The organism is Stenotrophomonas maltophilia (assembly GCF_006974125.1).
In the GTDB taxonomy this organism is placed as follows: Bacteria; Pseudomonadota; Gammaproteobacteria; order Xanthomonadales; family Xanthomonadaceae; genus Stenotrophomonas; species Stenotrophomonas maltophilia_O.
Genome location: NZ_CP037858.1, coordinates 3,484,581 through 3,507,933, shown reverse-complemented (window position 1 = coordinate 3,507,933; position 23,353 = coordinate 3,484,581). Strand labels below are relative to the sequence as shown.

The following is a 23,353-nucleotide window of genomic DNA, read 5'->3' as shown; positions in this document are numbered from 1 at the left end:
GCCCGGCGCTACCACGCCAATGTGAACGCATCCGGTAGCGCCGGGCCATGCCCGGCGGTATTCGCGCAATCGACGTACCGTCAAGTCCTTGTCGCCTCCCCCTGCCCTCGCTACCCTGACCGGGCACTCCAGCGCTTCCCGACCCCGGCGACGATTCCCCCGTCAGCACCCGGGGCCCGCGCGCTCCAACCTGGTCCGGCATGTCCAACTCCCGCTTCGTACATCTCCACGTCCACACCGAGTTCTCGCTGGCGGACTCCACCATCCGTGTACCGGCCAAACCGGACCAGGCGGACCCGAAAAAGGCCAAGCAGGCCAACCTGCTGTCGCGCTCGGTCGAGCTCGGCCTGCCCGCGCTGGCGGTGACCGATCTCAACAACCTGTTCGCGCTGGTCAAGTTCTACAAGGCCGCCGAAGGCGTGGGCATCAAGCCGATCGCCGGCGCCGACGTGCTGATCGCCGAAGAGGGCCAGGACCCGTGGCGGATGACCTTGCTGTGCCGCGACCGCGAAGGCTACCTGAGCCTGTCGCGGCTGTTGACCCGCGCCTGGATGGAAGGCCATCGCCCGGAAGGCGGTGTGGCCATCCATCCGGACTGGCTGAAGGCCGGCAATGCCAACCTGTTCGCGCTGGCCGGCCGGCAGAGCCTGGCCGGGCGCCTGGCGCTGGACGGCAAGCATGAACTGGCCGAGCAGCAGCTGGCCGACTGGCAGCGCGTGTTCGGCGATGGCCTGCACCTGGAACTGACCCGTACCGGCCGCGAGGGCGAGGAAACCTTCAACCAGTTCGCGCTGATGGCGGCCGGCCAACGTGGCCTGCCGGTGGTGGCCAGCAATGATGTGCGCTTCCTGTCGCCCACCGATTTCAGCGCGCACGAAGCGCGCGTGTGCATTTCCACCGGGCGCGTGCTGGACGACCCCAAGCGCCCGCGCGAGTACAGCGACCAGCAGTACCTGAAGTCGGCCGAGGAGATGTGTGCGCTGTTCGCCGACATCCCCGATGCGATCGACAACACGCTGGCGCTGGCCGAGCGCTGCAACATCGAGATGCGGCTGGGCACCTACTTCCTGCCCAACTACCCGGTGCCCGACGACGAGACCCTGGACACCTGGATCCAGAAGATGTCGCGCGATGGCCTGGAAGAGCGCCTGGAGAAGAATCCGCTGGCGCCGGGCAAGACCCGCGAAGAATACTTCGAGCGCCTGGAATTCGAGCTCAACACCATCATCAAGATGGGCTTCCCCGGCTACTTCCTGATCGTGGCCGACTTCATCCAGTGGGGCAAGAACCAGGGCATCCCGATCGGCCCGGGCCGTGGTTCGGGTGCCGGTTCGCTGGTGGCGTGGGCACTGAAGATCACCGATCTGGACCCGCTGCCGTACAACCTGCTGTTCGAGCGCTTCCTGAACCCGGAACGCGTGTCGATGCCCGACTTCGACATCGACTTCTGCATGGACCGCCGCGACGAGGTGATCGACTACGTCGCGCGCAAGTACGGCCGCGAGCGCGTCAGCCAGATCATCACCTACGGCACCATGGCCGCCAAGGCGGTGGTGCGCGACTCCGGCCGCGTGCTCGGCTTCCCGTACGGCCTGGTGGATGGCGTCTCCAAGCTGATCCCGAACATCCTGGGCATCCACTTGAAGGATGCACTGGGCAAGGGCAAGGAAGGCCCCAGCTCGGAAATGGCCTCGCCGGAGCTGATCCAGCGCTACGAGACCGAGGACGATGTCCGCGACCTGATCGACCTGGCGCTGCAGCTGGAAGACCTGACCCGCAACGCAGGCAAGCATGCCGGTGGCGTGGTGATCGGTCCCGAACCGCTGAGCGAGTTCTGCCCGCTGTACGCCGAACACGACGAGAACGGCCTGGGCAAGAACCCGGTCACCCAGTTCGACAAGAACGACGTGGAAGAAGTCGGCCTGGTGAAGTTCGACTTCCTCGGCTTGCGCACGCTGACCATCATCGACTGGGCGGTGAAGGCGATCAACAAGCGCCATGAGCGCGCCGGCATCCCGCCGGTGGACATCGCCGCGATCCCGCTCGACGACACGCCCACCTACAAGGACATCTTCGCCAACGGCAACACCGGCGCGGTGTTCCAGTTCGAATCCTCGGGCATGCGCCGCCTGCTGAAGGACGCGCGCCCCGACCGTTTCGAAGATCTGATCGCGCTGGTGTCGCTGTACCGCCCCGGCCCGATGGACCTGATTCCTTCGTTCAACGCGCGTAAGCACGGCCAGGAAGAAATCATCTATCCCGATCCGCGCACCGAAGCGATCCTGAAAGACACCTACGGCATCATGGTGTACCAGGAGCAGGTGATGCAGATGGCGCAGATCGTCGGCGGCTACTCGCTGGGTGGCGCCGACCTGCTGCGCCGTGCGATGGGCAAGAAGGTACCGGCCGAAATGGCCAAGCACCGCGAGATCTTCCGCGAAGGTGCGGCCAAGGACGGCGTGGACGAAGCCAAGGCCGATGCGATCTTCGACCTGATGGAGAAGTTCGCCGGCTACGGCTTCAACAAGTCGCACGCCGCCGCCTACGCGCTGGTCAGTTACCAGACCGCGTGGTTGAAGCGCCATTACCCGGCCGAGTTCATGGCGGCCACGCTGTCGTCCGACCTGGACAACACCGACAAGGTGGTCGGCTTCCTCGACGAGGTGCGCAACCTCGGCCTGACCGTGCTGCCACCGAAGGTGAACCAGTCGGCCTTCATGTTCGAAGCGGTGACCCCGGACACCATCCAGTACGGCCTGGGCGCGATCAAGGGCGTTGGCCAGGGGGCCTGCGAAGCGGTGGTGGAGGAGCGCCTGAAGGGCGGCAGGTACAAGGACCTGCTCGACTTCTGCACCCGCGTCGGCTCGGCCAAGCTCAACCGGCGCACGCTGGAAGCGATGATCAACTGCGGCGCGCTGGACGAGCTCGGTCACAACCGCGCCTCGCTGATGCTGCAGCTGCCGGAAGTGATCAAGGCCACCGACCAGATGGCGCGCGAGCGCGCCTCGGGCCAGAACTCGCTGTTCGGCGGCCCCGACCCGAGCACGACCACGATCCAGCTGGACCTGCCCGAAGCCGAGGAATGGCCGCTGCTGCAGCGCCTGAACGGCGAGCGCGACACGCTGGGCTTCTACCTCAGCGGGCACCCGTTCGATCCCTGGCGCGACGATGTGCGCGACCTGGTCGGCAACGACCTGGGCGCGGTGGAGAAGATCTGGAGCGCCAACAGTGGCGGCGGTGGCGGTGGCGAGAAGCGCTGGCGCCCGGAAGTACAGACCGTGCTGGCCGGCCAGGTGGTCGGCGTGCGCCGCAAGGGCGAGAGCCAGATCTTCATCCAGCTCGAAGACGGCCGTGGCCGCGTCGAGTGCAGCGCGTTCTCCGACGCGATGGCCGAGTTCGGCCACCTGATGACCAAGGACCGCATCCTGGTGGTCAAGGGTGGCCTGCGCGAGGACGAGTTCAACGGCGGCTACGCACTGCGCATCCGCCAGTGCTGGGACTTCGACGAGGTCTGCGCCAACTACGCCACGCGCCTGTCGCTACGCCTGGACCTGCGCCAGCAGCGCCCGGTCTGGGAGCGCATCGATGCCCTGCTCGACCGCCATCGCCCGGGGCGTACCCCACTGCGCCTGGACCTGCTGCTGAAGGGCCCGCAGGGCGGCGTCGCCGGCATGCTCGATGTGTCCGGGCAGAGCGCCGTACGCATCGATTCCAAGCTGATGGAGGCGCTGCGCGCCGACCCGGCCGTACGCACGCTGAAGGTGCGCTACAGCCCACCGTGGGCCAGCTGAGGCTGGCGCCATCGTTTTCCTGCACTCCCCGTTCCAGATATCAAGGACGATTTTCCGATGAAGACCCTGCTGTTCCCGTTCGCTGCCGCTCTGGCCCTGGCCGCCTGTTCGCCCTCGAAGGTCGAGTTCCAGATCGACAACCCCACCGACACGCCGCTGGCACTGAGCATCGATGGCAAGGACCTGCCGGTCGCCGCACAGGGCTCGCGCCCGATTTCGCTGGCCGTGGGCGAGCATCGCCTGCACACCGAAAAGCTCGGCGACGTGCGCTTCATCGTCTACACCGACGGGCGTGGCGGCCTGATCAACCCGACCCTGAGCGAATACGTGGTCGCCCGCGAGATCTACGTCACCGACGAGAGCAAGCTGAAGAACTTCGGCACCGGCAAGGCCGGCATCGAGCTGGGTGGCGTCGACTTCGAAGGCCCGTTCGAGAAGCACCACGACCTGTTCATCGACAAGACCTGGACCTACGGCGTGCGCGAGCCCTTCCCGAAGGAAAAGGTGGTGGCGCACGTCGACGCCAGCGGTGGCCAGATCGTGGCCAAGGTGTTCACCGCCCCCGACTTCATTGCCTACGTCGAAGAAGGCATGGGCGAGCCGGGTGCGTTCAAACGCGAGCAGCCGGCCGGCTACGTGGCCCCGGCGTACAGCCTGGAACCGGCCCCGGCGAGCCTGCCGGCGCTGGTACCGGCCTTCGAGACCCACGCCGCGCCGCTGCGCGAGGTCTATGCGCGCTGGCTGAAGGCCACCACCGCCGAGGAACAGAAGGCCCTGCGCAAGCAGGACTTCGCCGCGCAGATGGCCTTCACCTCGGCCACCGCCAGCCTGGGCAGCGGGCTGGGCCGGGAGGCCAACGAGGCCTACAACGACTTCGTCTCCCAGCGCAGCCAGCTGATGGGCCGCAGCGCCCTGGTGGTGCCCTGAACTGACTGGCGCCCCCTGCCCGGCTGCGCTACCGTCGCCTTCCAGACGAGGGCGTACGGGTGGTTTGCACGCATTCGGCTAGAATTCCCCTCTTCTTTACACGACGGCTTCCGATGAATCCGAACTACCTCGACTTCGAGCAACCCATCGCCGACCTGGAAGCCAAGATCCAGGAACTGCGCAACGCCAGTGCCGGGCCGGCGGTCAATGTCGAGGCGGAAGTGCACGCGCTGCAGGACAAGCTGCGCATGCGCACCGCGCAGATCTTCCGCAACCTGACCTCGTGGCAGGTGCTGCAGCTGGCCCGTCATCCGTCGCGCCCGTACACCGCCGACTACCTCCGCGTCATGTTCGATGAGTTCCAGGAGCTGGCCGGCGACCGTGCCTTCGCCGACGACAAGGCCATCATGGGTGGCCTGGCCCGCATCAACGGCCGTGCAGTGATGGTGATCGGCCACCAGAAGGGCCGTGACACCAAGGAAAAGATCAAGCGCAACTTCGGCATGCCGAAGCCGGAGGGCTACCGCAAGGCCCTGCGCCTGATGAAGATGGCCGAGCGCTTCGGCCTGCCGGTGCTGACCCTGATCGACACCGCCGGCGCCTGGCCGGGCATCGACGCCGAATCGCGCGGCCAGTCCGAAGCGATCGCGCGGAACCTGATCGAGATGGCCGAACTGAAGGTGCCGATCATCTGCACCGTGATCGGTGAAGGCGGCTCCGGCGGCGCGCTGGCGCTGGGCGTGGGCGACCGCACCGTGATGCTGGAGTATTCGGTGTACTCGACCATCACCCCGGAAGGCTGCGCCTCGATCCTGTGGAAGGACGCCGGCAAGGCCAAGGATGCCGCCGAACAGCTGGGCCTGACCGCCCCGCGCCTGAAGAGCCTGGGCCTGGTCGACAAGGTCGTGCGCGAGCCGACCGGTGGCGCCCACCGCAACCCGACGCAGATGGCCAAGCGCCTGAAGGCGGTGCTGCTGAACGAGCTGGACGCGCTGGACAAGCTGTCCACCGAACAGCTGCTGGAACAGCGCTACACCCGCCTGCGCAGCTACGGCACGTACGAAGCAGCCTGATTCATCGGCTTGTTACTTTCTTGCTCGTGCAAGAAAGTAACCAAAGAACACGCCGCCGAACGCGAGCCGGTGCTGTGCACCGGTTCCCTGCGCTTCTCGGTGAATCAGGGGACGGCGCCGAACTCGCTGCGCTCAGACATCGGCACCTCTTCGCCCCTGTTTCACCTGCGATGCTCGGCTCGCTCATGGCGGACCTGGACATCAAAAGCCACAGCTGCACCCAGTAGAACCACGCCATGCGTGGATGCATCTGTGCGATGCGCCGCGCGCGCAGCGCGCCCCGTTCAGAACGGCTTGGCCAGCACCAGCCATACGATCGGAATGAAGGCCAGCAGCGGGATCTCGTTGATCCAGCGCAGCGCGCGCGACGACGGCAGCGCCCTGCCCTTGGCCACGCCCTTGAGCAGGCGGCCAATCCAGCTGAAGTACACGAGCAGCAGCACCACCAGCCCCAGCTTGGCATGCAGCCAACCGGCGCCACCGGGCGCGACCATGGTCGGGAAATCGGGAATGACCTTGTAGCCCAGCCACAGCACCAGGCCCAGCAGGAAGGCCAGGCCGAACATCGAGTGGCCGAAGCGGTACAGGCGCAGCCCCATCAGCTGCAGGCGCTCGGTCACCGCCGGCTGGCCCGCAGTCTCGGCCAGGTTCACCAGGATGCGCGGCAGGTAGAACACCGTCGCCATCCACGCCACCACGAACACGATGTGGAAGGTCTTGACCCAGTAGTAGCTCTGCATGCGCTCGCTCCGGCGGCTGGCGTAGATTGGCGGCCATTCTCGCATGCCGTGGCGAAGCCGCTGCAGGCACGCACGCCGCGACACATCGACGCATGACGCGTCGCAACACCGTACGATAGACGCCGTTTTCCCCGATCGCGCACCGCCCCATGGACAAGACCTACGACGCCGCCTACTTCCAACGCTGGTACCGCCGTGCCGACATCGGCGGCAGCGCCCGCCTGGCGCGCAAGGTCGCGTTGGCCGTGGCCAGCGCCGAGTACTACCTGGAGCGGCCGATCCGCAGTGTGCTGGATATCGGCTGCGGTGAAGGCGCCTGGCGCGCGCCGCTGCTGAAGCTGCGTCCGAAGGTCGAATACCTCGGCTTCGACAGCAGCGAGTACGCTGTGCGTCGCTACGGCAGGACCCGCAACCTGCACATGGCCCGCTTCGGCGATTTCGCCTGGCTGCGGCCCTGTGCCCCGGTCGACCTGCTGATCTGCTCGGACGTGATGCACTACGTGCCCGACCGCGAGCTGCGTGCCGGACTGGCCGGCGTGGCCGAGCTGACCGGCGGCGTGGCCTTCCTGGAAACCTTCGCCGCCGAGGACGAGTTCGACGGCGACCACGACGGCTTCCAGCCCCGCCCAGCGCGCTGGTACCGCCGCACGCTGGCCCGGCACGGCCTGCAGCCGGTGGGGTCGCACTGCTGGCTCGGCCCCGCCCTGGCAGGCGATGCGGCCGCGCTGGAACGGATGTGAATCCGGATTCATTATTTTCAGCCGACTTAACCTGCGGGACACCCGGATGGGATATGCTGCGCGGCAACATATGACCATACATATTCGGTCGTCATGCTCTATCAACTGCACGAACTGACCCGCAACCTGCTCGCCCCCTGGGTGCACCAGGCCCAGGCCAACGCCAGGTTCTTCGCCAACCAGGGCCACTGGTGGTCGCAGATGCCCGGCGCTGATCGCCTGGCGGCGGTCAATGAACTCTTCCACCGCATCGGCAAGGATTACGAGAAGCCCGAGTGGGGCATCAACGAAATCGACGTCGATGGCGAACGCGTGCCGATCGTCGTGCACGAGGAAGTGAGCAAGCCGTTCTGCAAGCTGCTGCGCTTCAAGCGCCACAGCAATGAGGCCGACCAGCTGCACACGATGCTCAACCAGCCGTTCGTGCTGGTGGTGGCGCCGCTGTCCGGCCACCATGCCACGCTGCTGCGCGATACCGTGCGCACGCTGCTGCGCGACCACCGCGTGTACGTGACCGACTGGGTCGACGCGCGCATGGTGCCGTCCAGCGAAGGCGAATTCGGCCTGGACGACTACATCGCCTACATCCAGGAATTCATCCGCCACCTCGGCGTCGAGCGCCTGCACGTGGTGAGCGTGTGCCAGCCGACCGTACCGGTGCTGGCGGCGGTTTCGCTGATGGCCAGCCGTGGCGAGCCGACGCCGCGCACGCTGGTGATGATGGGTGGCCCGATCGATGCGCGCTGCAGCCCGACCGCAGTGAACAACCTGGCCACGCAGAACCCGCTGTCGTGGTTCGAGAACAACGTCATCCACACCGTGCCGGCCAGCTATCCCGGCGCCGGCCGTCGCGTGTATCCGGGCTTCCTGCAGCACGCCGGCTTCCTGTCGATGAACCCGAGCCGCCACTTCAGTTCGCACTGGGACTTCTACACCGACCTGGTCAAGGGCGATCTGGAAGACGCCGACGCGCACCGCCGTTTCTACGACGAGTACAACGCGGTACTGGACATGCCGGCCAAGTACTACCTCGATACCATCCGCGTGGTATTCCAGGACTTCCTGCTGCCGCGTGGCGAGTGGGTGGTCAATGGCGAGAAGGTCGATCCGTCAGCGATCCGCGATACCGCGCTGCTGAGCATCGAAGGCGAGCTGGACGATATCGCCGGCCTCGGCCAGACCGAAGCCGCGCAGGCGCTGTGCACCGGTATCACTGCGGACCGCCGCGAGCATTTCATCGTCGAAGGTGCCGGCCACTACGGGATCTTCAGCGGTCGTCGCTGGCGCGAAGTGGTGTACCCGAAGGTGCGCGACTTCTTCGCCGCGCATGCCGAAGCACCGGCGGCGAAGGCTACGAAGAAGAAGAGCAACGTCACCCCGTTGCGTCGAAAGGCGGGGTAACCCGCCGGTGGTGGGTGCCGACCCGGGTTGGCGCCATGCCATGAATCCCGGTATCTGATGGAGCGTGCCAACCAAGGTTGGCACCTACCAAAGCGAAGTCCGCCAAACGCCCCGACGCTGATGGATTGTGCCAACCAGGGTTGGCACCTGCCGAAGCGTGGATTCCCGCTTACAGCCGCACCAGCAGGTTCTTGGCGATCAACCCATGCAGCTTGCCGATGCCGCGTGCCAGATGCATCGTCAACAGCAGCAGCAGCACGCCAACCGCGGCGACCGCGATCGCCACCAGCGGCGATGCCGCCATCGGCAGTACATTCACGCCATCGACGTACACGCCCGGAATCTCGCCACTGAAGATCGCCGCGACCGGCGCCCAGATCAGGCCCAGCGACAGCGACAGCAACGTCACCGCGATGGTGAAGTAGATGACGCCCAGCGGCAGCATCAGCACGAAGTACAGCAGGGTCAGCCAGGTGCGGCCATCGGTGAACATGTCGCCGATGCGCTGCAGCCAGGTACGGCTGCGGTCGGTGTAACGCGGACGACGCGGCATGCGCTCGCCCAGCAGCGCTTCCACCAGCCGTCCTTCCAGCAGCGCCAACCCGCGCACCGAGCCGAAGAACAGCACGGTCAGCGGAATGCCGACGATCAGGATCAGCAGGCCCAGCGACAGCGACAGGCCGGTCACCACCCAGGTGAAGAAGAAGATGCCGGTGGCGAGCGACAGCAGCATGTAGAACAGCGCACCGTAGGTGTGCGGATCGGTCACCACGCCGAAGAAGCGCGCCAGCAGCGAACGCTGCACCGGCGCCGGCGGCGGTGCGGCCGGCTCGACGCCACTGGCTTCCGCCGCCGCGCGCAGCACCGGCGCGGTATCTGCACGCGGCGTACGCAGCGCGCGGTTCACCGTCACTTCGGTCTCGCGGTAGATGTCGGCCACTTCGTCCGGCGCGCCATAGCTGCCGGCCACGTCGGCGATCACCTCGGCCTCGCTGCGGCCGGGCTGCGCGGCCAGCTCCGAGCGCAGGTATTCCTCGGCGTCGTACAGCGCGTCCTGCACCATCGCCGGATCGGCACCTTCCAGCGCCGCGCGCAGTTGCGCCAGATACTGCGGGATGGTCGTGGGCAGGGCGCGGCCTGCCAGGCTCGGGTCGTTCATTGCGGTACCCCCTCCAACACGGAATCGACGGAATCGCGGGTGGCCTGCCAGGCCTGGCGCCATTGCGCCAGCACCTCGCGGCCACGTTCATTGATGCGGTAGTAGCGCCGCGGCGGCCCGCTGCTGGACGGTTCCACATGGCTTTCCAGCAGGCCGGCGCCCTCCAGGTTGCGCAGCACCGGGTACAGCGCGCTCTGCTTGCCGCTCAGCACGCCCTCGCCCACTCGTTCCAGCTCCTTGGCAATGAGGTAGCCGTACAGCGGCTCGCCGGCCCGGGCCAGCACTGCCAGCAGGGCCAGCGACACCGTTCCAGCGCTGAGCTCCTTCTGGAACTTCTTCAGGTGGACATCGTCCTCGGACATGACCGGCCTCCACTACGTTGAAGTCCACAGTAGTGCGAAGTTCGGTATAGCGAATGTGTCGTTAGTCATCGTGCCGGTTGGCGAGACCCGGCCGCTCGCGCAGAATCGAAGCCTTGTTCATGTTCCGGGGTTCCCATGCCGCACCGTCGTCGCCTTGCCCTGACCGCCCTCGCCCTCGCCTGCCTGCTCCCCGCCCTGGCCAGCGCGGCCACCCCGTACCGCAGCCCGCAGCAGATTCTCGATGCTTCAGCGGCCAGCGACTGGCGCACCCCGGATCCGGCCAACCTGCTGTACATGGACCTGCCGGCCGGGCGGGTGATCATCGAACTGGCGCCGCAGTTCGCCCCGCGCCATGTCGCCAACATCCAGACCTTCGCCCACGAGCACTTCTGGGACGGCACCAGCATCTACCGCTCGCAGGACAACTTCGTGGTGCAGTTCGGCGATGCCGACGCCGATGACGCGGCCAAGGCCAAGCCGTTCGGCAGTGCCGCGCGCAAGCTGCCAGCCGAGTTCGAACGCGCCAGCGCCGGCCTGAAGGTGAGCGTGCTGCCCGACCGCGATGGCTGGGCCGCGCAGACCGGGTTCGTCGACGGTTTCCCGGTGGGCCAGGATCCGCAGGCCGGCAAGGCCTGGCTGGCCCACTGCTACGGGATGCTCGGCGCCGGCCGCAGCAACGAGGAAGACAGCAGCATCGGTGCCGAACTGTACGTGGTGACCGGCCAGTCGCCGCGCCAACTGGACCGCAACATCACCCTGGTCGGTCGCGTGCTGAAGGGCATGGAACTGCTCAGCGCAACACCGCGCGGGCCCGCGCCGATGGGCTTCTACCAAGACCCGAAACTGCGCACGCCGATCGTGTCGATCCGCCGCGCCAGCGACGTGCCGGCCGCAGAGCGCACGCAGATCCAGGTGCTGCGTACCGATTCGAAGACCTTCGCCGATACGGTGGAGGCACGGCGTAATCGCGTGGATGATTTCTACAAGCGACCGGCCGGGCATATCGACCTCTGCAATATTCCGGTGCCGGTGCGCTGATGGTTTCCTGCGCGTGACGCGTGCTGAAGGTGCTTCACTGTTCATGGACGTCACTTTTCTTTTCGCGCGAAAAGAAAAGTAACCAAAAGAAACGCGCCGCCAGGTCGCGAGCCGCCGTGCTTCGCACGTCGGTCCCCTGCGCTTCTCGGTGAATCAGGGGACGGTGCCGAACTCGCTGCGCTCAGACATCTGCACCTCTTCGCCCCTGATTCCCCTGCGATGCTCGGCTCACTCAAGGCGGACCCAAGGTCAAGAGCCACAGCTGCACGACGATGCATGGTAGTGCCGGGCCGGGCCGGGCCCGGCGAGCGAAGCGACCGCTTCTGCCTTTGATCTTGGATCCGCCTTGAGCGAGCCGAGCACCGCAGGTCCGGCGAGGGCGAAGAGGCGCGGGTGTCTGAGCGCAGCGAGTTCCCGCGCCGTCCCTCGACGGGCCGAGGAGCGCAGGGCACCGGTGCGCAGCACCGGCTCGCGGCCGGCGGAACGTTTCTTTTGGTTACTTTTCTTTGCGTACAAAGAAAAGTAACGCCCATGAACAGTGAAGCACCTTCAGCACGCGCAACGCGCAAAACGCCAATTCCTCAGCCCTTCTGACTCACCGCCACGCTACCCAGAATCAGCACACCGGCAATCAGCATCTGCACCGTCACCGCCTCACCCAGGAACAACCACGCAAACGCCGCACCAAACAGCGGAATCAGGTAGGTCACCGTCGACGCGCGTGACGGGCCGATGCGGCCGATCAGGCGGTAGAACATCAGGAACGCCAGCCCGGTGCAGGCTACGCCCAAGGCGATCGCCGCGCCCCAGGCCTTCAGCGGAATCGCCGCCTGCGGCCAGTGGCTCACCGCCATCGGCAGCATCCACAGCGAGGCACACGACAGCGTGGCTGCCGCAGCCGCGGCCGACGGCAGGCCGGTCATGTGCCGCTTCACCAGGTTCACGCCCAGGCCGTACAGCAGCGAAGCCGCCGCGCCGGCCAGCACCGCGGTGCCGATGCTCAGGCCCGAGACCTTGGCGGTGGCCAGCACCACCACGCCGGCAAAGCCGACCAGCAGCGCACCGGCACGGCGCATGCCGATCTTTTCACCGAAGAACAGGAAAGCGATCAGCGCGGCGAACAGCACCGTCATCGCATTGCAGATCGCACCGATCGCGGCCGGCGCCTGTTCGGCGGCATAGGCAAACAGCACGAACGGCAGCGCCGAGTTGATCAGGCCGATCGGTGCAAGCCACAGCCAGCGCCGCGGCGGGAACTGCGCGCGGGCACGCCACAGGAACGGCAGCAGCACCAGCGCTCCCAGCACCAGCCGTACCTCGACCAGCGCGAACGGGCCGAACGACGGCACCGCCACCCGCATGAACAGGAACGAGCAGCCCCAGATGGCGCCCAGCAGGGTCAATTCCAGCGGCGTGCGCCAGTCGCGCTCGGCCGCCTGTGGGACCGCATTCATGCCGTGCCTCCGTCCATCGTCTGTTTCGTGCCAAGGCAGACAGGATCAGGCGCAGACGCCCGCCACACAAGCGCGTAGTATCGCTGCCAGCCACAAATATGGTTTGAGGCTCGACATGCAGCTACGCCCTTCCCTGCTCCCCGCACTGGCCGTGTTCGCGGTCGCCGCACGCCACCAGAACTTCGCCCAGGCCGCTCAGGAACTGCACCTGACCGCCAGCGCGGTCAGCCACCATGTGCGCCGTCTGGAAGAAGTGCTGGAAGTACGCCTGTTCCTGCGCCACGCCCGCGGCGTGCGCCTGACCGCCGAAGGCCGACAGCTGGCCGACGCCGCCAGCGCTGCGTTCACCGACGTCGCAGCGGTTGCCCACCATCTGCACCCCGATGCCGACAGCGTACCGCTGCGGATCACCACCCTGCGCTCGCTGTCCTACTGCTGGCTGTTGCCACGCCTGCCGCGCTTCACCCAGGCGCATCCGCATATCCGCATCGAACTGCATACCGGCAGCGGGCTGGATCGCTACGACGACAACGGCCCCGAAGTCGGCATCCGCTACGGGCTGGGGCAATGGCCGGGCCTGCGCGCGCAGCATCTGATGGACGACTATCTGTTCCCCGTAGCCTCACCCGCGCTCGCCGGCGTCGAAATCCTGGACGACCCGGCGCGCATCGCTGGATTGCCGCTGCTGACCGATCTGTCACCGCAGGGCTGGCGTGACTGGTTCCGCCACGCCGGTGTACGCCCGCCGTCGCCGCTGCCGCCGATGCACACCTTCGCCGACAGCACCGATGCGATGCGTGCAGCGGTGTATGGCATGGGCGCGGTGCTGGCGCGCACCCACGTCGCCCAGCCCTACCTGCAGCGCTATGAAGTGGTGCGCCTGCCCGGCCCTGCGCTGAAGGCCCGCTACGCCTACTACGTGGTGCATGCCGAAGGGCAGCCGCCGAGCCCTGCGGCACGCCTGTTCATCGACTGGTTGCTGGAGCAGGCGCAGGACGAGCGCACGCCGATTCCCGCGCTGCCGGACAGTCTGTTGGGGCGCCCTGCCACGCGCGGCTGACTGCGCCCTCACCCGCTCTTTTCTTCACGCTGGCTAGGCTGCTGGCGAACCCACAACGTACCTATGCCATGGCCATGCTGCGACTGCGCATCACCGGAACCGAAGACGACGCCCGCGCCATCAGCGATCTACTGCTCGGCCTGGAAGGCATCGAGCATGTCGAGGAAACCGACGACCTGATGCCGCACATGGACGACGACGACTCCAGTTCGGCCGGGCTGTCCGACGACATCGGCCCGGGCATCCACGAACTGGAAGTGGAAGTCGGCAATGAAAGCACCGCGCAGAAGGTGCGCGATGCCGTGCAGGAACTGGCGCTGGAGCTGGATGTGTTCGTCGAGTACGAGACCGACGAGGGCTGATGCCGGCCGGCTGCCGGCATCAGCCTTCACCTCAGAGGTTGGGCGGCAGCTTGCGACGGCGGCGGCGCAACCACGCCCGCACACCCCAGGCCGCGATCAAGGCGAGCACCGCCACCGGCAGCAGCGCTGCGGCGGCGCGGATCAGGAACGCAATGCTGGTGCTGAGGATGCCGCCCGACTCGCTCAGCGCCTCGCCGATCTCGCTGCGGCTGCGCTGGCCCGAGGTGGTGTCGAAGTGGATCGTCACCAGCTGGGTATCGATGCGCCGACGCTGCTGCGCTGCATCCTTGTTGGCCTGCTCGACACCGGCCTCGATCTCCGACAGCCGTGTAGTGATCGCCATCAGGTCTTCGATCTTCAGGTCCTTGCGATCCTGGTAGGACAGCAGCCGCGCGTGTTCCTTCTCCAGCCGCGCCTTGGTCAGCGCGGTGTCGGCCACGGCCTGCGCGAGGTCCTCGGCACGCGTGTTGCGTGACTGCAGCGTGCCGCCCTCACCGGCCATCGCGATCAGCGGCTCGGTGCCCTTCGGTGCAATCCGCACCTTGACCTCGCCGCTGGGCTGCTCGCCACTGCGCTGATCGACCTGCAGCACCGCACAATCGCCGAACTTCGCGCTCTGGCACGCCTGGGCGATCTGCTGGATGCGCGGTGCGATCTGCGCCGCCTCCAGCTGCACCTGCACATCGTGTTCGTAGGCAAGGAACGCGCCTTCCGGTGAAGCGATGGCAGCCTCGGCCGCCGTGGCGCCCGCATCCGCCGCCATGTCGCCCTGCTTGGCGCAGGCGCCCAGCGCCAGCAGCAGCACCGGCATGGCCAGCGTGCGCGTCCACGCGCGCAGCGGCCTCACAGCGCGGCTCCGTTGTAGGAGGTCACCGAAAGACCGGCCAGATCCACCTGCGGCACGCAGCGCACGTTCACCGCCACCATCGGTGTACCGCTGCGCGGATCCACCGCCTCGCTGTAGGGGGCAATGCCGCATTCGCGGCAATGGTGATGATCGATATGGGCCTTGTTGAAGTGGTAGGTGGCCACGTCCGCCGGATCGGTGCTCAGCTGGAACGCTTCGCGCGGGGCGAACCACAGCAGGCTGCCGCGGCGACGGCACATCGAGCAGTTGCAGTCGATGACGTCGCTGATCGGCGCCTCGGCCTGTACGGTGAATGCGATCCTGCCGCAATGGCAGCTTCCCTGGTATTCCATGTCCTGTGCTCCGCTGGAGGGTCCGTGTCTGCGCCCATGGTAATCCTATGGCACGGGGACAAAGCAGCTCCGGCGCCCTATGCTCGGGGTTTGACCCTGTACAGGAACGCCGATGCGCCCGCATCTTCTTGCCCTCGCCCTGGTCGCCGCCCTCGCCGGTTGCCAGCCGGCCGACGCCCCGACCAACGGTTCCACCCCGGCCGCCAGCCAGCAGGCCGGTGACGCGGCGGTCGATGCCGCCTTCGCCGATCTGTCCAAGCGCGCCCTGGACACCTGGATGCAGCTGTCGCCGGTCAGCGCCACCCAGATCGGTGACCATCGCTACGACAGCGAGCTGGACGACCTCAGCGCCGCCGGCCAGCAGAAGACCGTGGCCGCCTACAAGGCACTGCTGGGCGAGCTGGACAAGATCGAAGTGGCCAAGCTGGGCCGCGAGAACCAGGTGGACGCGGCGATCCTGCGCAACCAGCTGCAGTCGGAAATCTGGAACGCCGAAGTGCTGCAGTCCGGCAAGTGGGACCCGCAGCTGTACAACGGCATCGCCGGCAGCGCGATCTACGGCCTGATGGCGCGTGAATTCGCACCGCTGCCGGAGCGCCTGAAGTCAGCCACCGCACGCATGGAGAAGCTGCCGGCGATCTTCGCCCAGGCCCGCGAGAACCTGGATCCGGCCCGCGTACCGAAGATCCATGCCGAGACGGTGGCCAAGCAGAACAAGGGCATCCTCAGCATCGTCGATACCTTCATCACCCCCCCACATCGGCGAACTGCCGCAGGCCGACCAGCAGCGCCTGCAGGCCGCCATCGACGGCCTGAAGAAGGCCGTGGACGAGCAGCAGACCTGGCTGGACAAGACCCTGGTGCCGAATGCCAAGGGCGACTTCCGCATCGGTGCGGAAAAGTACGACCAGAAGCTGAAGTTCGCGCTGAGCTCCTCGCTGTCGCGCCAGGAGATCGGTGAGCGCGCGCGTGCCGAACTCAAGCGCGTGCGCGAGGACATGTACGGCATCGCGCAGACCGTGCTGAAGGACAAGCCGGGTGCGCCGGAGATGCCGGCCCAGCCGACCGACGAGCAGCAGCAGAAGGCGATCGAGGCCGCGCTGGAACTGGCCTACGCCGACAAGCCGGCACGCGACAAGGTCGTCGACGATGCCAAGGCCGCGCTGGACCAGTCCACTGCGTTCGTGCGCGAGCACGACCTGATGACCCTGCCCGACGCACCGGTGGACATCATCCTGATGCCGGAATTCCAGCGTGGCGTGGCCGTGGCCTACTGCGATTCGCCGGGCCCGCTGGACAAGAACCTGAAGACCTTCTACGCCGTGTCGCCGATTCCGGACGACTGGAACGACAAGCAGGTCGACTCGTTCCTGCGTGAATACAACTCGCGCATGATCCACCTGCTCAGCATCCACGAAGGCACCCCGGGCCACTACCTGGAGGGCTGGCACTCGGCCAAGTTCCCCTCCACCCTGCGTGCGGTGCTGCGTTCGGGCCTGTTCGCCGAAGGCTGGGCGGTCTACACCGAGCGCATGATGCAGGAGCAGGGCTACCTCAACAACGACCCGTTGTTCCACCTGGTACAGCTGAAGTTCTACCTGCGCACGATCTCCAACGCGATCCTCGACCAGGGCGTGCACGTGGACAACTGGGATCGCGAGAAGGCGATGCACCTGATGACCCACGACGCGTTCCAGCAGGAAAGCGAAGCCTCGGGCAAGTGGGTGCGCGCACAGCTGACGTCGGCGCAGCTGCCGACCTACTTCGTCGGTGCGCAGGAACACTTCGACACCCGCAAGGCGGTGCAGGAGAAGCTGGGCGACAAGTTCAACCTGAAGGCCTACCACGACCAGATGCTGTCCTACGGCGCACCGCCGGTACGTTTCGCCCGCCAGCTGATGCTGGACCAGCCGATCGAATGATCGGGGTGGTGTAAGTTGCAAACGGAACGGCCCGGGCAAACCCGGGCCGTTTCTACATGCGGTGGCGGGAGCCGCGGCTGCATCACGCACCGGCAACATGCACGGGCGCATCGTTCGCCGGGTTCTCCCTTCCACCAGCGTCCATGTCTCTCCCTCTGCTCCGTCTTGCACTGCTGCCCACGCTGCTGGCCAGCGCCTGTGCCTTCGCCGCCTGCCCTCCACCACCGCCCGGCCAGCCCGACATCCGTGCCCTGGGCTACTACACCGACCAGGCCGGCTCGGTGATCGACCCGGCACTGCAACAGCAGAACAAGGACGCCACTGCGCCGCTGGACCGCTATGCCGCCGACGTGGCGCGCATGAGCGACGACTATCTGCGCAACGGTGACCCGGCAGCGGCGCAATGCACGCTGGCATGGCTGGGTGCATGGGCAGACGGAGGCGCGATGCTCGGGCAGATGATCCGGGTCAACAACGACCAGTCGTTCTACATGCGGCAGTGGATGCTCGATGCCGTGGCGATGGCCTACCTGAAAGTGCACGACCAGGCCGACCCGCAGCAGCGCGCACGCATCGATCCGTGGCTGCAACAGCTGGCACGCGCCAACCTGGCCTACTGGGACAACCCGAAACGGCGCCGCAACAACCACTACTACTGGGGCGGCCTGGGCGTGCTGGCGACCGGCCTGGCCACCGACGACGACGCCCTGTGGCAGGCCGGCCACGCCGCCTTCCAGAAAGGCATCGATGACGTCCAGGACGATGGCAGCCTGCCGCTGGAAATGGCCCGCGGGCAGCGTGCCCTGCACTACCACGACTACGCACTGGCGCCACTGGTGATGATGGCCGAACTGGCGCGGCTACGCGGGCAGGACTGGTATGCCAGCAGGGATCACGCCATCGACCACCTTGCCCGTCGCGTCATCGAAGGCAGCAAGGACCCTGCATGGTTCAACCAACACACCGGCGTTGCACAGCTGCCGCTCCGCAGACCGAGCGGCTGGGTCGAGTTCTACCGGTTGCGATCACCCGATGGCGGTCTGTTCGATGCCGCGCATGCACGCGGCCCGTTCCACTCGCCACGGCTGGGGGGCGACCTTACGCTGATGGCCACCCATGGCATCGTGCGCACGCCGCTGCGATAGCAGCTCTGTTTCAGTGACGGGCCCGCTGCAGCAGCTGCTGCAACTGCGCACGGCTGCAGCCCAGCCGGTCGCAGCCCGGCAACGGCAGTGCGACGTGCCCCGGCGGCTGCGCCTCGGTCAGCGGCAGCGCATCGCGCAGTTGCCCGGTGGTGGGATAGACGTAGGACACGCGGAAACGCTCCAGGCCACTGCGACGCTCGCGCCAGCGCTCGAACTGCAGCAGGCCTCCGATCGGCGTCTTCTCGTACTGGCCCGGCAGCGTGTAGTCAGCGATTCCCAACGCGGCCAGCACGGAGCCGATGTTGGAGTCGTGGCCGACCAGCAGGGTCACCTTCGGTGACGCCGGTTCCTTGAACAGCGCTTCTACTCTTGCCAGCAGCGGCGCGGCCACATCACGAGCAACTTCAGGAGTACCGAACAGGATGTCCTGGTAGCGATTGCGGATCTGCGCCAGCGCCTGCCATTGCGTCTCGTTGTTCAAGCGGCCCCAGCCTTCGCGCGGAATGCCACTTCCCTGGTAGTGCTCCATCAGCAGCGCATCCACCACCCCGCTGGCCAGCGCCAGTGAACCCGAAGCGCGAGGCTCGTTGCCCGGCTCCGCACTGAAGGTGATATCGGCCAGCGTCAGATGGCAGTCGCCGCGGCCGGTACACGCCGCCGACTCCGGGTAGCGGGTGATCTGCTCCACCACGGACAGTGCCGGTGCCATGTCCACGTCGGTCAGCGCTTGCTGCATTGCCGACAGCGCGCGCTCGCGGAAGACCGTGTCTCTGTTGAGGATTACCGGATTGAACAAGGGATCCATCGTGCCCAGCGGCATGCGCTGCTCGATCGCAACGTGGCAGCCCGGGAAGGCACCGGCAACGAAGAACTGCGCCGTGGCCTGGGTACGTTGCAGGCTGTTGGCATGGGCGTGGAAGTCAGCGGGCTGCGGGCAACCCGACGCCGGCAACAGTCGCGCCTGGCGCAGCCACTGGCCGATGTAACGGCCCATGTAGACCTCCAGCACGCCGCCCTTGGTGGTCAGCTCGCCCGGTGCCACCTCCCAGCGCGGCCAGGTCTCGGGTGTCGCGTTGGCGAGCGCGCCGGAGGCCACCACCGGCGCGCGCAGGTTATGGCGGCTGAGCAGGATGACCTGCTCAAGCTGCTCGCCTGCGGCGGGTGCGGCCATCGCGGTTGCAGTGCTCATGGCCAGCGCGAGCGCCAGCAACAGGGAGCGCAGGGGGAGGATCATGCAGGTCTCCAGAAGCACGCTGGGGTCAGAGCCCTTTCCTGCGGAAAGGGATCCGACCCCGATCCCATCATTGATCGGCAGCCACGAAACCACCGGTCTGCCGCGCCCACAACCGTGCGTACAGTCCACCGGCCGCAATCAGCTCCGCATGGCTGCCGGTTTCGACGATGCGGCCCTGGTCCATCACCACCAGCCGGTCCATGCGCGCGATGGTCGACAACCGGTGCGCGATCGCGATCACCGTCTTGCCACCCATCAGTTCGTCCAGGCTGTCCTGGATCGCCGCTTCCACTTCCGAATCCAGCGCCGAGGTGGCTTCGTCCAGCACCAGGATCGGTGCGTCCTTCAGCAGCACGCGGGCAATGGCGATGCGCTGGCGCTGGCCACCGGACAGCTTCACGCCGCGCTCGCCGACATGCGCGTCGTAGCCACGACGCCCCTGCCCGTCCACCAGCGTATCGATGAAGGCTTCGGCACGTGCTTTGGCTACTGCTGCGCGCAGCTGCTCATCGGTCGCGTCCGGACGGCCGTACAGCAGGTTGTCGCGGATCGAGCGATGCAGCAGCGAGGTGTCCTGGGTGACCACGCCGATCTGCTGGCGCAGGCTGTCCTGGGTGACGTAGGCAATGTCCTGGTCGTCGATCAGGATGCGGCCGCTCTCCAGGTCGTACAGGCGCAGCAGTACGTTGACCAGGGTCGACTTGCCGGCACCGGAGGGGCCCACCAGGCCGATCTTCTCGCCCGGTTTCACCACCAGGTCCAGGCCGGCGATCACGCCGCCCTTCTTGCCGTAGTGGAAATGGATGTCCTGGAAGTGCACGCCGCCACGGGTCACCTGCAACGGCACCGCATCCTCGCGATCCTGCACGGTCAGCGGCTGGGCGATGGTGGTGATGCCATCCTGCACCGTGCCGATGTCCTCGAAGATGCCGTTGATGGTCCACATGATCCAGCCGGACATGTTGTGGATGCGGATGACCAGGCCGGTCGCCAGCGTGATCGCGCCGACGGTGATGTGCCCGCCATTCCACAACCACAGCGCCAGCCCACAGGTGCCGGCAATCAGGAAGCCGTTGACGATGGCGATGGTCAGGTCCATGCCGGTGGTGATGCGGGTCTGCGCGCGGTGCTTGACCGCCAGTTCCTGGATCGACTCGGCCACGTAGGCCTGCTCGCGCCCACCATGGGCGAACAGCTTCAGCGTGGGAATGTTGGTGTAGCCATCGACGATGCGGCCCATCGCCTTCGAACGTGCTTCGGAGGCGATCCATGCCCGTTCCTTCGCGCGCGGAACGAAGTAGAACAGGATCACCGCATAGGCCAGCAGCCACAGGATCAACGGCACCATCAGCCGCTAGTCGGCCTGCGCGAACAGGTACAGCGCGGTGCCGGTGTAGACCACGATGTACCAGAGCGAATCGACCATCTGCACCGCCGATTCGCGCAGCGACGTACCGGTCTGCATCACCCGGTTGGCGACGCTGCCGGCGAAATCGTTCTGGAAGAAACTCAGGCTCTGCCGCACCACGTAGTTGTGCATCAGCCAGCGCGAGCGGTTGCTCAGGCCTGGCACGATGGCCTGGTTGACCAGCAGGTTGTGCAGGCCGACCAGGATCGGCCGCGCGATGACCGTGATGAACAGCATCCAGCCCAGTTCATTGGCGTGGCGCTTGAAGAAGTCGGCGCCCGGCTGCTCGGCGACCATGTCGACGATGCGGCCCAGGTAGTCGAACATCGCCACTTCCACCAGCGCCAGCAGCAGGCCGGCGACAAGCGTGGCCAGCAGCACCGGCCAGACCGGGCGCAGGTAGTGCAGGTAGAACGGCAGCACCTTGCGCGGTGGCATGCGCCCATCCACGGGCGGGAACACCGGGATCAGGGATTCAAACCAACGGAACATCGCATTCCCTCGCCATCATTAGCCGGCGGAGTATCCCACGCCGCATGTGTACACCGGCCGACGATCGCCGCGGCTCCGGTAGTGCCGGCCGCTGGCCGGCACCCTTGCGACGCATCCGGGGAACATGAGGTTGCCGGCCAGCGGCCGGCACTATCCATCGGATTCGTCAAACGTTGGCGCCGGGCCACGTCCGGCGGCGTCACTTCACCGGAGTGAACAGCAGGTCCTGGAAATCGAAACTGAAATCGGTCAGGTCGGAAATCGGCTGCATGCGCACCTCGCGCACCTTGCCATCCGGGTCCAGGCTGAAGTTCACGAATGCGTCGGCGTTGAGCGAACGGTCGTCCCAGCGCACGATGAAGGTGTCGTGCTGCCAGTGCTCCAGGCGCCCGCTCAGCTGCGCGGTCTTGGCAAAGCGCAGGCGCAGGCCCTTGCCCTCGCTGCTGACCTGCATATCACCGTACCAGCGGTCACGGAAGGTGCCGGTGTAGCCGGCCAGCGCCAGCGACGGCCTGCTGCCCTTGTCGCGCGCGATCTGGTGCTTGGCCCAGGCCTCGTCGGCCTTGTCCTGGCCCTTGGCCACGGCCTTGGCATAGGCATCCACCCAATCGTGCTTTTCTCCGCCCAGGTAGGCGTCAAGCACGCTCAGGGTGATCGCGTTGAACGCCGCACCCACCTCCTGGTTGGTCAGCACCACCACGCCCAGCTTCTCGCCCGGCACCAGGGTCAGCCGCGAGACCATGCCCGGCCAGCCACCGGTATGCCAGACCAGCTTCTGCCCGCGATAGTCGCTCAGGCTCCAGCCCTCGCCATAGCCGGCGAAATTGGCCCGCGCCGGTGCCAGCTCCGGCACGCTCGGCGCCGGAATCGACTGCGGCGTGATCATCCGCCACATCTGCTGCTGGCTCTTCTCGGTGAACAACGGCGTGCCATCGGCCAGCTTGCCTTCGGCCAGCTGCACCTGCATCCAGCGCGCCATGTCATGCGCGCTGGAATAGATGCCACCGGCGCCTGCGTTGTTCGACCAGGTCAGCGGCGCAACGGTGCGCAGATCCTTGAAATCGTACTTGGCGTGACCGACCGCGGCCTTGTCACCGGGCTTCAGGTGATCGGCGTTGTAGCGCGTGCCGGCCATGCCCACCTTGTCGAAGATGCGCGCCTGCAGGAACTGCTGGTAGCTCATGCCGGAAACGTGCTCGATCACCTGCTGGGCGACCGCGTACAGGATGTTGTCGTAGGCATAGCTTTCGCGGAAACCGCCCTTCAGCGGCACCTTGCCCAGGCGCTCCACCACTTCGGCATTGCTGTAGGACGTGGTCGGCCAGAACAGCAGGTCACCGGCGCCCAGGCTCAGGCCACTGCGATGCGACAGCAGGTCGCGGATCGTCATCTGCCCGGTCACGAACGGATCGGACATGCGGAACGACGGCAGGTGGTCGATCACCTTGTCGTCCATCTTCAGCTTGCCGTCCTCGGCCAGCAGGTTCAGCGAGGTTGCAGTGAACGCCTTGGTATTGGAGGCAATGGCGAACAGGGTGTCGGCCTGGACCGGCTCCGGCCTGCCCTGTTCACGCACGCCCCAACCGCGCTCGAGCACGACCTGGCCGTCCTTGACCACGGCCACGGCGATGCCGGGCACGTCGAACTGCGCGCGCACGCGCTCGACGGTCGCATCCAGGTCCTGCAGTTGCGCCGGGGTGCCCGCGCTTGCCATGGTCGTGCATGCCAGCAGCACGGCTCCTCCAATCCAGGGTTTCATCCAGCACGATCTCCGAACAGGGGTGGCGGCCATGTGCAGGCCGTCATCAAGGGTTCGCGCGATGGTAACGGTCATCGGCGCAGGCT

17 protein-coding genes and 2 pseudogenes are annotated in these 23,353 nt (G+C 66.7%); 10 read left to right on the top strand and 9 right to left on the bottom strand.

What is annotated here, in order from left to right; all coding sequences use genetic code 11:
* Nucleotides 1-200: 200 nt before the first annotated feature.
* The 3 genes from dnaE (at nt 201) to EZ304_RS16050 (ending at nt 5,791) form a co-directional block, all read left to right on the top strand.
* The gene (gene dnaE, locus EZ304_RS16060; RefSeq protein ID WP_142807584.1) at nt 201-3,791 is read left to right on the top strand and encodes a DNA polymerase III subunit alpha; all 3,591 of its coding nucleotides are present in this window, start codon (nt 201-203) and stop codon (nt 3,789-3,791) included.
* Between the two features lie 57 nt (nt 3,792-3,848).
* A complete protein-coding gene (locus EZ304_RS16055) occupies nt 3,849-4,718 on the top strand; it encodes a hypothetical protein (RefSeq protein WP_142807582.1) in 870 nt (289 codons plus the stop codon).
* 113 nt (nt 4,719-4,831) lie between these two features.
* A complete protein-coding gene (locus EZ304_RS16050) occupies nt 4,832-5,791 on the top strand; it encodes an acetyl-CoA carboxylase carboxyltransferase subunit alpha (RefSeq protein WP_054171326.1) in 960 nt (319 codons plus the stop codon).
* Between the two features lie 284 nt (nt 5,792-6,075).
* Here the strand turns inward: EZ304_RS16050 and EZ304_RS16045 are convergent, their stop codons facing one another.
* Entirely contained in the window at nt 6,076-6,531 is a 456-nt protein-coding gene (locus tag EZ304_RS16045; RefSeq protein WP_049433848.1) for a CopD family protein, read from the bottom strand.
* 149 nt (nt 6,532-6,680) lie between these two features.
* Here EZ304_RS16045 and EZ304_RS16040 point away from each other — a divergent pair, with 149 nt between their 5' ends.
* Together EZ304_RS16040 and EZ304_RS16035 are read left to right on the top strand one after the other, a co-directional pair.
* Nucleotides 6,681-7,271 (top strand): class I SAM-dependent DNA methyltransferase, encoded by a 591-nt coding sequence (locus EZ304_RS16040; protein ID WP_142807581.1) that lies wholly within the window; start codon nt 6,681-6,683, stop codon nt 7,269-7,271.
* A 93-nt stretch (nt 7,272-7,364) separates the two neighbouring features.
* Nucleotides 7,365-8,672 (top strand): polyhydroxyalkanoate depolymerase, encoded by a 1,308-nt coding sequence (locus EZ304_RS16035; RefSeq protein WP_099551355.1) that lies wholly within the window; start codon nt 7,365-7,367, stop codon nt 8,670-8,672.
* 169 nt (nt 8,673-8,841) lie between these two features.
* Here the strand turns inward: EZ304_RS16035 and EZ304_RS16030 are convergent, their stop codons facing one another.
* Nucleotides 8,842-9,831, bottom strand: coding sequence for a sensor domain-containing protein (locus EZ304_RS16030; RefSeq protein WP_142807580.1), 990 nt, complete (start codon nt 9,829-9,831; stop codon nt 8,842-8,844).
* Nucleotides 9,828-10,193: a PadR family transcriptional regulator gene (locus tag EZ304_RS16025; protein WP_004150914.1), complete on the bottom strand. Its 366-nt coding sequence runs from the start codon at nt 10,191-10,193 to the stop codon at nt 9,828-9,830. Before EZ304_RS16025 ends, EZ304_RS16030 begins: the two co-directional genes overlap by 4 nt.
* A 135-nt stretch (nt 10,194-10,328) precedes the next feature.
* Here EZ304_RS16025 and EZ304_RS16020 point away from each other — a divergent pair, with 135 nt between their 5' ends.
* A complete protein-coding gene (locus EZ304_RS16020; protein WP_142807579.1) occupies nt 10,329-11,231 on the top strand; it encodes a peptidylprolyl isomerase in 903 nt (300 codons plus the stop codon).
* A 581-nt stretch (nt 11,232-11,812) separates the two neighbouring features.
* Here EZ304_RS16020 and EZ304_RS16015 read toward each other — a convergent pair.
* A complete protein-coding gene (locus EZ304_RS16015; protein WP_049454681.1) occupies nt 11,813-12,685 on the bottom strand; it encodes a DMT family transporter in 873 nt (290 codons plus the stop codon).
* 115 nt (nt 12,686-12,800) lie between these two features.
* Here EZ304_RS16015 and EZ304_RS16010 point away from each other — a divergent pair, with 115 nt between their 5' ends.
* Both EZ304_RS16010 and EZ304_RS16005 read left to right on the top strand, forming a co-directional pair.
* Nucleotides 12,801-13,745, top strand: coding sequence for a LysR substrate-binding domain-containing protein (locus EZ304_RS16010; RefSeq protein WP_099551359.1), 945 nt, complete (start codon nt 12,801-12,803; stop codon nt 13,743-13,745).
* A 68-nt stretch (nt 13,746-13,813) separates the two neighbouring features.
* On the top strand, nt 13,814-14,107 hold the full coding sequence (locus tag EZ304_RS16005) for a hypothetical protein (RefSeq protein ID WP_005408721.1): 294 nt from the start codon (nt 13,814-13,816) through the stop codon (nt 14,105-14,107).
* A gap of 31 nt (nt 14,108-14,138) precedes the next feature.
* Here the strand turns inward: EZ304_RS16005 and EZ304_RS16000 are convergent, their stop codons facing one another.
* The gene (locus tag EZ304_RS16000) at nt 14,139-14,918 is read right to left on the bottom strand and encodes a DUF4349 domain-containing protein (protein WP_142808116.1); all 780 of its coding nucleotides are present in this window, start codon (nt 14,916-14,918) and stop codon (nt 14,139-14,141) included.
* Between the two features lie 32 nt (nt 14,919-14,950).
* A complete protein-coding gene (locus EZ304_RS15995; RefSeq protein WP_099551360.1) occupies nt 14,951-15,307 on the bottom strand; it encodes a GFA family protein in 357 nt (118 codons plus the stop codon).
* A 112-nt stretch (nt 15,308-15,419) separates the two neighbouring features.
* Between EZ304_RS15995 and EZ304_RS15990 the strand changes: the two are divergent.
* Nucleotides 15,420-17,229: pseudogene (locus tag EZ304_RS15990) on the top strand (DUF885 domain-containing protein).
* A 143-nt stretch (nt 17,230-17,372) separates the two neighbouring features.
* Complete coding sequence (locus EZ304_RS15985; protein ID WP_142807578.1) at nt 17,373-18,374, top strand: polysaccharide lyase; 1,002 nt, start codon at nt 17,373-17,375, stop codon at nt 18,372-18,374.
* Nucleotides 18,375-18,384: 10 nt separating this feature from the next.
* Here EZ304_RS15985 and agp read toward each other — a convergent pair whose 3' ends face one another.
* The 3 genes and pseudogenes from agp to EZ304_RS15970 form a co-directional block, all read right to left on the bottom strand.
* The gene (gene agp, locus EZ304_RS15980) at nt 18,385-19,608 is read right to left on the bottom strand and encodes a bifunctional glucose-1-phosphatase/inositol phosphatase (RefSeq protein ID WP_142807577.1); all 1,224 of its coding nucleotides are present in this window, start codon (nt 19,606-19,608) and stop codon (nt 18,385-18,387) included.
* Nucleotides 19,609-19,675: 67 nt separating this feature from the next.
* Nucleotides 19,676-21,508 (bottom strand): annotated as a pseudogene (gene smrA / locus EZ304_RS15975) (multidrug efflux ABC transporter SmrA).
* A 199-nt stretch (nt 21,509-21,707) separates the two neighbouring features.
* Complete coding sequence (locus EZ304_RS15970; RefSeq protein WP_142807576.1) at nt 21,708-23,267, bottom strand: serine hydrolase; 1,560 nt, start codon at nt 23,265-23,267, stop codon at nt 21,708-21,710.
* Between the last annotated feature and the right edge of the window lie 86 nt (nt 23,268-23,353).